Source organism: Kamptonema sp. PCC 6506 (assembly GCF_000180455.1).
Taxonomy (GTDB): domain Bacteria; phylum Cyanobacteriota; class Cyanobacteriia; order Cyanobacteriales; family Microcoleaceae; genus Kamptonema; species Kamptonema formosum.
In genome coordinates, this window is sequence record NZ_CACA01000345.1 from 1 (window position 1) to 9049 (window position 9049).

At 48.2% G+C, this 9049-nt stretch carries 1 protein-coding gene; it reads right to left on the reverse strand.

Features of this window, described 5'->3' with window-relative positions:
- On the reverse strand, positions 1-8462 hold an 8462-nt coding region (locus OSCI_RS23860), incomplete at its 3' end, for a PAS domain S-box protein (protein WP_083811331.1).
- Positions 8463-9049: the final 587 nt, after the last annotated feature.

The following is a 9049-nucleotide window of genomic DNA, read 5'->3' on the forward strand; positions in this document are numbered from 1 at the left end:
CTGCCCTGCCCCTCTGCTCCCCCGCTCCCCTGCCCCTCCGTCCGCCTTTGATGACTGACTTCTAGGGTGATGCGTCCTCCCTCTGGGGTGAATTTGACGGCGTTATTGAGCAGGTTGATCAAGACTTGGCGGATGCGCCGTTCATCAATTAATAAGTCGGGTACATTGGTTGGTAGTTTAATCTCTAGCTGAAGGCGTTTTTTCAGAGCTTGTTGTTTGATAAATGCCAGACTGGATTGACAAAGACGACTGATTGAAACTGAGGTATATTCCAGTTCCATTTGACCGGATTCAATTTTGGCGACATCTAAAATGTCGTTGATTAACTCTAACAAGTGAGAGCCACTGCGCTCGATGGTTTGTAAAGCTTTGATTTGGGGGTCGTTGACGATGCCAAAAACTCCATCTTGTAGCCCTTCAGTCATGCCCAAAATCGCGTTCAGGGGAGTGCGGAGTTCGTGGCTCATGTTGGCAAGAAACTCGTCTTTGAGGCGGGTGGCGCGGGCAAGTTCTTCGTTAGATATAGCGAGTTCTTGGTTGCGCTCAGTGATTTGCTGTTGGGCTTGTTGTCGTTCGAGCAGTTCTTCCTGCAACTGCTCAAATAGGCTAGCTTGCTGAATTGCGATCGCCAATTGGTTAGCAATTTGTTGCAAGAGTTGCGCTTCTGACTCTTCCCATACTCGTTTTTCTCCACAAGCATGAACGACTAACACCCCCCAGAGTTTGTTGGTTCCCTCTGGGGCAATCCACCTATGATTTTCGCTGCCTCGGACTTCTTGCAGGATAGGTGCGACGATTTTGGACTGAATTTGACCTTCAATTGAGTATTCCAACAGGCAATTTGTCCAGATATCAGTCATCACATCGGGGACAATACGAGGGTTCCCCTGCCAATAGTATTCCAAGATTTCTTGAGACCAGCTTTCGTTATTCCAGTGGCGCTCCTTGAGTGCTATAAACTCACTAGATACAGCTTCTTCTACAATTTGACTTCTGCCATCACCAAATAGCCGGAACACGATGATCCGATCGCCTCGCAAGATTTCTTTGACTTGCTGAGTCACGGTCGCCAAAATTTGCTTAATATCCAAGGATTCGCGAATTTGCTGGACGATCGCTCCTAAAGTTCGCTGCCTTTGCAATTGTAAAGCGATCGCTTCTTCTGCTTGTTTGCGGATGACTAATTCCGATTGCACTTGTTCGTAGAGGTCAGCCTGCTGAATGGCGATCGCTAACTGGTTGGTAATTTCCTGAATAAAATTAATTTCCGTCTGTTGCCAATGTCGCGGACTTGAACATTGGTGAATGCAGAGTAAACCCCATAACTCTTTTCCACCCAGCAAGGGCAGGATCAAGTTTGCCCGTACCTGAAACTGTGATAAAATATCCTTGTGGCAATCTGATAAAGTGGCGTTCTGAATATCATCGGTAGCTTGAATTCGCCCTTGTTGATATAGTTCGGAAAACTGTTCGCCGAAACAGCGATCGTGAACTCTAATTTCTAGGACTGACATAAATTCTGCGGCTACAGATTCAGAGACGAATTCACCATCATTGAAGCCAGACTCACGATTAAACTTGAAAATGCCGACTCGATCTGCTTGCAAAAATCGACGAATTTCCTGAGTAGCAGTCTCAAAAATAGTCTGTAAATCTAGGGATTTTCGGATTCGCCCAGTTATTTCTCGTAGTAGCGTTTCTCGCTGGGCCTGTTGTTGAATGATCTGCTCGGCTTGTTTGCGATCGGTGATATCTTGAAACATCCCGACCACACCAATAACATTATCTGCCCAGTCGAGCAGGGGAGCTTTGTGGGTTTCAATCAATCTTTGTTCGCCACTGGGTAGGATCAAGGTTTCTTCGATCCCTAAATCACCTTCACCAGATTCCATCACGCGCCGATCGCTAGCACGATAGGCGATCGCTTGGGCTTCTATTGGTGAAAGCTCAAAATCAGTTTTACCAATAATATCGCTGGTCAAAGTCAAGCTTAGGCTTTTAGCTAACTGATGATTGCATCCTAAAAAGACAGACTCTCGATTTTTCCAAAATAAGGGCAGAGGGATAGTATCGAGTACCGTTTGCAAAAACTGCTGCGATTCCTGCAAAGCTTTCTCCGCCTGTTTGCGATCGCTGATATCAACTAATACACAAATGGTTTGATCCTCTGAACCGGGAAGGAGTGCGGCTCCCATCAGAACAGAAATCCGGCTACCATCCTTACGGTAGTATTCTTTTTCCCAAGGAGCGATCGCACCATGCTGCATCAGGTGTTCCATCGCTGCAATATCGGCGGGGAGATATTCGGGAGGGGTCATTGCATCCCAATGAATTATCCCAGCATCTAGTTCCTGTTTGGTGTAGCCAACCATCTGCAAGAAGCGATCGTTGGCATCAATAATCTTCCCTTGAAAATCGGCAAATACCATGCCAACGATACTGGAATCAAATACTCGCCGGAAGCGAATTTCACTGCTTTGCAGGGCAAGTTCAGTTTGTTTGCGATCGCTAATATCCGATAAAATTCCCTGGATACTAACCAATACTCCTTTAGCATCGATCGCGGGTGTGGCACTGGTTCTCACCCAGACATAATTGCCATCTCGGTGGCGATGTCGGAACTCAGAATTACTTGACTTTTTACCAACTTTGACATTCTGCCCGTAATCGTTAGCCACCAAAAGACGATCTTCTGGATGCACGAGATCCATAAATGGCTTCCCAATCCATTCGCTCTCATCCCAGCCAAAGATAGTCTTGAATTGGGGTGAGAGGTAAACAAGTATGCCATCGGTTTGACATGACCAAATCACATCGTTGCCCTCTTCTACCAATCGCCGGAATTTAGTTTCACTCTCTGCTAATTGGGCTTCTATTTGTTTGCGATCGCTGATATCGCGACAGATACAAATTAATAATCCATCGTCTGTGAGGGTGAGGGAAAGCCCTTCGGTAAAAGTAGAACCATCTTTGCGGGTGGCGATCGCTTCTCCTTGCCAAGCGCGATCGCGTCCCAGCATGGGAAAGACTTCCCGCTCAAACCGTTCTAACTCCTCTGGGGAATACAAAGATTTCCAGGTTTTGCCTACCAGTTCTTCAGGGTGTTTGTAGCCAAATAGTTCTAGATGGGCTTGATTCAAATAGAGGTAGCCCTCTCCTTGCATAATCCCAATGCCATCGATCGCTGCTTCAATGGCTGCTAGTTGCTGGGTCATAGCCTGCTCTGTCTGTTTGCGATCGGTAATGTCTTGAATCAGAGCCAGGATATAATTCTGTTCGTCCTTGCTCGATAGCATAGAGGTAGAAATGGAGATAGTGCGTTTCTGTCCATCTTGACGCTGGATTTCCCTTTCTTGGGCGATGATGCTTTGCCCTTCTCGCATCTGTAGCAAGCAAGCGATCGCCACTTGTTGAGCTTCTGGATTCAGGTATAAGGTTTGATACCACCCCAGACGGTTAATTTCGTCTAAGGTGTAGCCTGTAATAGCTTGCATTTGCTGATTCCAGACTGTGAAGTGGATAAAGGGAAATTCCTCAACTTCATGGAAAACGCACAGCCCTTCTGCCATGTTTTCTACAATTTGTTGACGGAAAGTATTTTCCTGCTGGAGCGTTTCTTCAACCAATTTGCGGGCGGTAATGTCGAAGCGAATAGCGAGATACTGAAAAGGTCGTCCGCCTTCGTCCAAAAAAGGAACAATGGTGCTGGCAACCCAGTAAATACTACCGTTTTTAGCGCGATTGCAAACTTCACCGCGCCAAATCTGACCCCTGGAAATGATGCCCCACAGGTTTTGGAAAAAATCTGGGGAATGGTAGCCAGAGTTGACCAGGCTATGGGTATGACCGAGCAGTTCATCGCGGGAGTAGCCAGAAATTTCGCAGAAGCGATCGTTAACGTAGGTAATCGCTCCTTTAATATCGGTGATGACGACAATCGCAGATTGATCGAGGGCGAGTTTGAAAGCGGAAAGTTCTTGAATTAACTGTTGTCGTTCGATTTCTGCTTGTTTGCGATCGCTAATATCAAAGTTAACCCCAATCATGCTCTGAGGATTGCCTTGGGCATCTCGTGCCACCACTCCATAAGCTTTAATAAAGTGGATGCTGCCATCGGGATGCACGACTCGAAATTCAGTATCAAATTCAGCCTCTCCTAATACGGCTTGCTGGATTAATGTTTCATTGGAGAGGCGGTCATCGGGATGTAGCCCATTCGCCCAAATGTCGTAGACCACACGGGAATCAGATGATTTTGTGACTCCATAGAGTTCGTACATCCGTTCATCCCAAAGGAGGGCGTTTTGTACAATGTTCCATTCCCAACAGCCAATCGCCGCAGATTTGAGCGACAAGGCCAGACGTTCCGATAGTTTCTGCCGTTCGAGTTCAGCTTGTTTGCGATCGCTAATATCAAAGTTGATCCCAAACATACTTTGGGGATTGCCTTGGGCATCTCGGATTACCACGCCATTGCCTTTAATAAAGCGGATGCTGCCATCAGGATCTACGATTCGATACTCGATATTGTATTCTGCCTGTCCCAAGACAGCTTCGTGAAGTAATGTTTCCGTGGAGATGCGATCGTCGGGATGTAGCTTGTTGGCCCACATTTCGTAGGCTATAGGGCAATCAAAGGATTTGGGGATACTAAATAGTTCGTACATCCGCTCATCCCCAAATAGGATGTTCTGTGCAATGTCCCATTCCCAACAACCGATCGCGCCAGATTTGAGTGACAATGCTAGGCGATCCGATAGTTTTTGTAGTTCAGCTTCAGCTCGTTTGCGATCGCTAATATCTTTGGCGATGCCTAAAAAGCCGATAATTTCGCGATTGACATCTTTGAGGGCGGTGATGGATAGCCACACAGGAAATTGATACCCATCCTTGCGGATATAGCTCCATTCTTCTTCGCTGACTATACCTTGGCGGGCTTTGGCAACAAACACCTCAAAGCCAGGAGGAATATCTTGCCCCAGTTCAACAGAGAGCAATGCTGCCCGAGCGATTACCTCGTTGATATCGTGGAGGCGTGCGGGGGTAACTTTGCCTACCATTTCGGCAGCACTGTAACCCAGCATCCGTTCGGCACCAGCATTAAAGGTCTGGATGATGCCATTGGGGTCAGTGGAGATGATGGAATAATCGGCACCATCGAGGATAGCGCGTTGCAGGCTGTTGACTTGCCAAAGCTCTTGGGTGCGTTCTTGAACTTTGGCTTCTAGCTGTTGGTTGAGTTGGTGCAGTTGTAGTTCAGCCTGTTTGCGATCGCTAATATCTCGAATCATAAACAGGGCTTCATTTTCGCCGCTCTTGACAACTCTCACTTCTTCATATTGGAGGCGACCCTCAATCTGTACTTCTTGCTCGTAAACTTGTAACTCTCCTGTCTGTAAGGCTTGGTGTAAGTAGTGTAGATGTCGGGCTGCAATGTCTGGTGGCACGATGTCCACTATCGCTGAACCAGCAGTATCGAAATCTGGGGGGAGAAAGTCTATCTCGCGATTGGGTGTCACGCCCCCCTGATAGATACCATTGACATCAGTGCGAAACATGAAATCGGGAATTGCTGCTAATATGGCTCGGCTTTGGGCTTCGCTCTGGATCAGGGCGGCTTCGGTAAGTTTGCGATCGCTAATATCTCGTACCAGTGCTAAAACTTCGTCTTTGCTATAGGGGACAACCCGTACTTCTTCGATTTGTTTTCTGCCATCAATGCAGAGTTCTTGTTCGTAAATCTGGATAGAATTCATTTCTAGCGCCCGTTGGATAAAATCCATGCGTTTTTGTGCCTGTTCGGGAGGCAGGCTGGTAGACACATGGGTGCCCACGATCTTAGGCAAATTACCCAATACGTGAAAGCTAGAATATGTGGTGACAAATTCTAGGTAAATGCCTGCGCGATCGATCCGCATGATCAAGTCAGGGATGGCAGTAATTAAGGCTCGGCTTTGCGCTTCGCTCTGGATTAGGGCTGCTTCGGTAAGTTTGCGATCGCTAATATCTGTCACCGTGCCTACATAGCCAATTACTTGCCCTTCGACATCCAGTTCAGCAACAGACTGTCCATATACCCACGTCACCCCACCGTCGGAGCGTTGAAAGCGATATTCGAGCTGGAAGGGACGATTTTCCTGAATAGATTGCTGCCATTCAGTGGCGATCGCTTCGCGATCGTCAGGGTGTAGCCCTTGTCGCCATCCTGTGCCAGCGGCGGTTTTGGGGTTAAGCCCGCTGATCTGACACCAGCGATCGTTAACATAGATGCAGTTGCCCTCAGCATCGGTGCGAAAAATCCCCACTGGCGCTGCTTCGACTAGGGTGGCGTAGCGTTCTTCGCTTGCTTGGAGGTGGGCTTCAGCAAGTTTGCGATCGGTAATGTCTGTAACTGTGCCCAAATAGCCGATCGTTTCCCCATTGGCATCTCGTTCGGCGACGGACTGCCCATAAACCCACGTCACTCCACCGTCGGGACGTTGAAAGCGATATTCAAGGAAGAAGGGGCTAGGGGCTAGGGGCTGGGGGCTAGGGGAAGAGAGGGGAGATGGGGGAGGGATGGGGGAGGGATGGGGGAGGGGGGATGGGGGAGGATGGGGGGGGATGGGGGAGGGATGGGGGAGGGATAGGGAATTATTAGATTCAGAAGAGTCGAAGCTATGGTTTTCTTCCCTAGTTTCTTCTCCTCGTCCCTTGTTCCCGTCTTCGATGAAGCGATCCCATTGGGCGATGACCCAATCTCGATCTTCGGGGTGTAGCGCTTGTTGCCATCCGTTGCCAAGGGCGGCTGTGGGTGCGATCCCAGCGATATGAAAGTAGCGATCGTTGGCATAAGTGCATAGCCCCGCAACGTCGGTACGAAAAATTCCCACTGGAGCCGCAGCCGCAAGAGTAGCATAGCGTTGTTCGCTCTCTCGCAGGTAGGCTTCGGCTTGCTGTCGTTCCCTCAGTTCTTCCTGCAATTTTTGGTGGGTGGTGGCTTGTTGAAGGGCGATCGCTAGATGCAATGATAAGGCTTGCAGCAGTTTGACTTCTTCCGGTTGCCACTCGCGGGGGTGTTGGCTTTCGCTGGCATTGAGTAAGCCCCACAACTTATCGCCACACAACAGGGGTACTATAATTTTGGCTCGTGTCTGGAGGCGGATCAGCAGCTCTCGATGACAGTCGGACATTTCGGTTGTGGAGGTATCCGTTACGACGCGAAAGTGTCCCTGGCGATAAATCTCAGCCTGTTCTTGCTTAAAGCAGGTATCGTCGATCCGTTCGCCGAGCAGAGAAAGGGACGAGTCGGTAGACTCTGCTACGGCAATGGTTTGCCAGTCGGCTTCAAACTGCCAAATATTGACGCGATCGCAGCCCAGCACTTGCCGTACCTGCTCTACGGTTGTATCCAGAATTGTTTGCAGGCTCAGGGATGATCTAATTTGCGCGGCGAGAGCTGCGACTAATTTCTCTCGTTGTACCTTGGCATTAAGAGCGGCTGTGCGGGCTTCAACTTGCTGCTCTAGGAGATTGCCTAGTAGTTGTACCTTCTCTGTTTCTAGGCGCACTACTTTTTTTTCTAACATCTCCGCTAGTTTGTATAGCTCTAGCGGGTTGAGGGCTTGCAGCAAACTGGTCTGGGTGATGATGCCCAATAGCTCTCCCTGCTCCCCTGTCACTGCTAACCGCCGGATCGAGTGCTGCTCCATTTTCTGCTGCACAGTCCAGAGCGAATCGTCGGTTCTAACACTAAAAATCGGCGTACTCATTACCGATTGAGCTAGATTGGTTTGCAGGTTCAAGGCCAAGGCCTGAAATTGTACAATATCGCGCTCGGTTACAATCCCTACTGGTATTTGCAGAGGTTCAGTGGGGCTACTACTTGATTCCACAATCATCACGGAACTGACGCGGTAGTGTGCCATCAGTTGAGCGATCGCCAGCATGGAACTATCTGGTGCGGCACAAATGACTTCGCTGGTCATTACTTCCGATACCAGCCGCAACCTTAAGAGGTCTGCGGGGCGAGATGTTTGCCGCAGAGTTTCATGAGTTATTATCCCCACTAACCGATCTTGCTCATCTGTGATGGGCAAATGGCGAATGTGGTGGTGCTGGAGCAGATCGATCGCTAAAAATAAATCGGTAAAGGCAGACTCGCGTAGGGTGACGACTGGAGATGCCATCACCTCCGCGATCGCCAAATGCTCTAAGGAACGCTGCTGGGCGCTCAGTAGCACCATGTCTCGCTCTGTGACAATACCGAGCAACTGCTCGTCTTCTGCCACTAATACACAGCTCGATCGTGCCTCTAGATGGAGTTGTGCATTCCCATGTCTGACCGTATCACAGATAGCCCGCATCCCGCTCATCTGGGCGATCGCATCTATCACCGTTGTATCGGGCGAAACCACTAAGGGTTCGCGGACGATCGCAGCCTTGAGTTCTGCTGGAGTGAGAGCCGTAGTACGAATGAACATGATTTATAGGGTTTTATTACTGTTTATTCCCTTAAAAATTCGCCTTAAAAATCTGAACTGATAGCGGAACACCTTACCAGCCATTAAGAAGGAGCAGAGTTAGTCATCTCTACTACATTCTATACTATATTTATTTATTTATTTACACTTTCCTGGTAAATGAAATCAATTAGGAAATTTTTGCAACTGTCAAGTAACGCTCTTTCGTCCTGTTGCTGATTCTCTAAAAACTATCTGGAAGGTAAATTCTTCTAATACTAATAATACTAATTCTCCCCTTTCCTTTATTAGTAATAATTCGTCATTGTTCGCTGTGCGAAGCAATCGCAGAGACTAGGCGATTGCTTCGCACAGCGAACAATGACAATAAATGGAAAAAGGGAACCAACAGGAGTTACGTTCATAGCCCTAGAAACCGGGTTTTTGAGAGAATAAGCTGTTGAACATTTAAAACAGATTGTAGGGTGCGTCAGTCCGAAGGTTTTCCCGTTTAAGAGTAAGTGTTCTAGCTGACGCACCCTACAAGCCTAGTTAGTGGTTTAAATGCACAACAGCTTATAGCAACCTTCTTGACAGTTAAGACATTC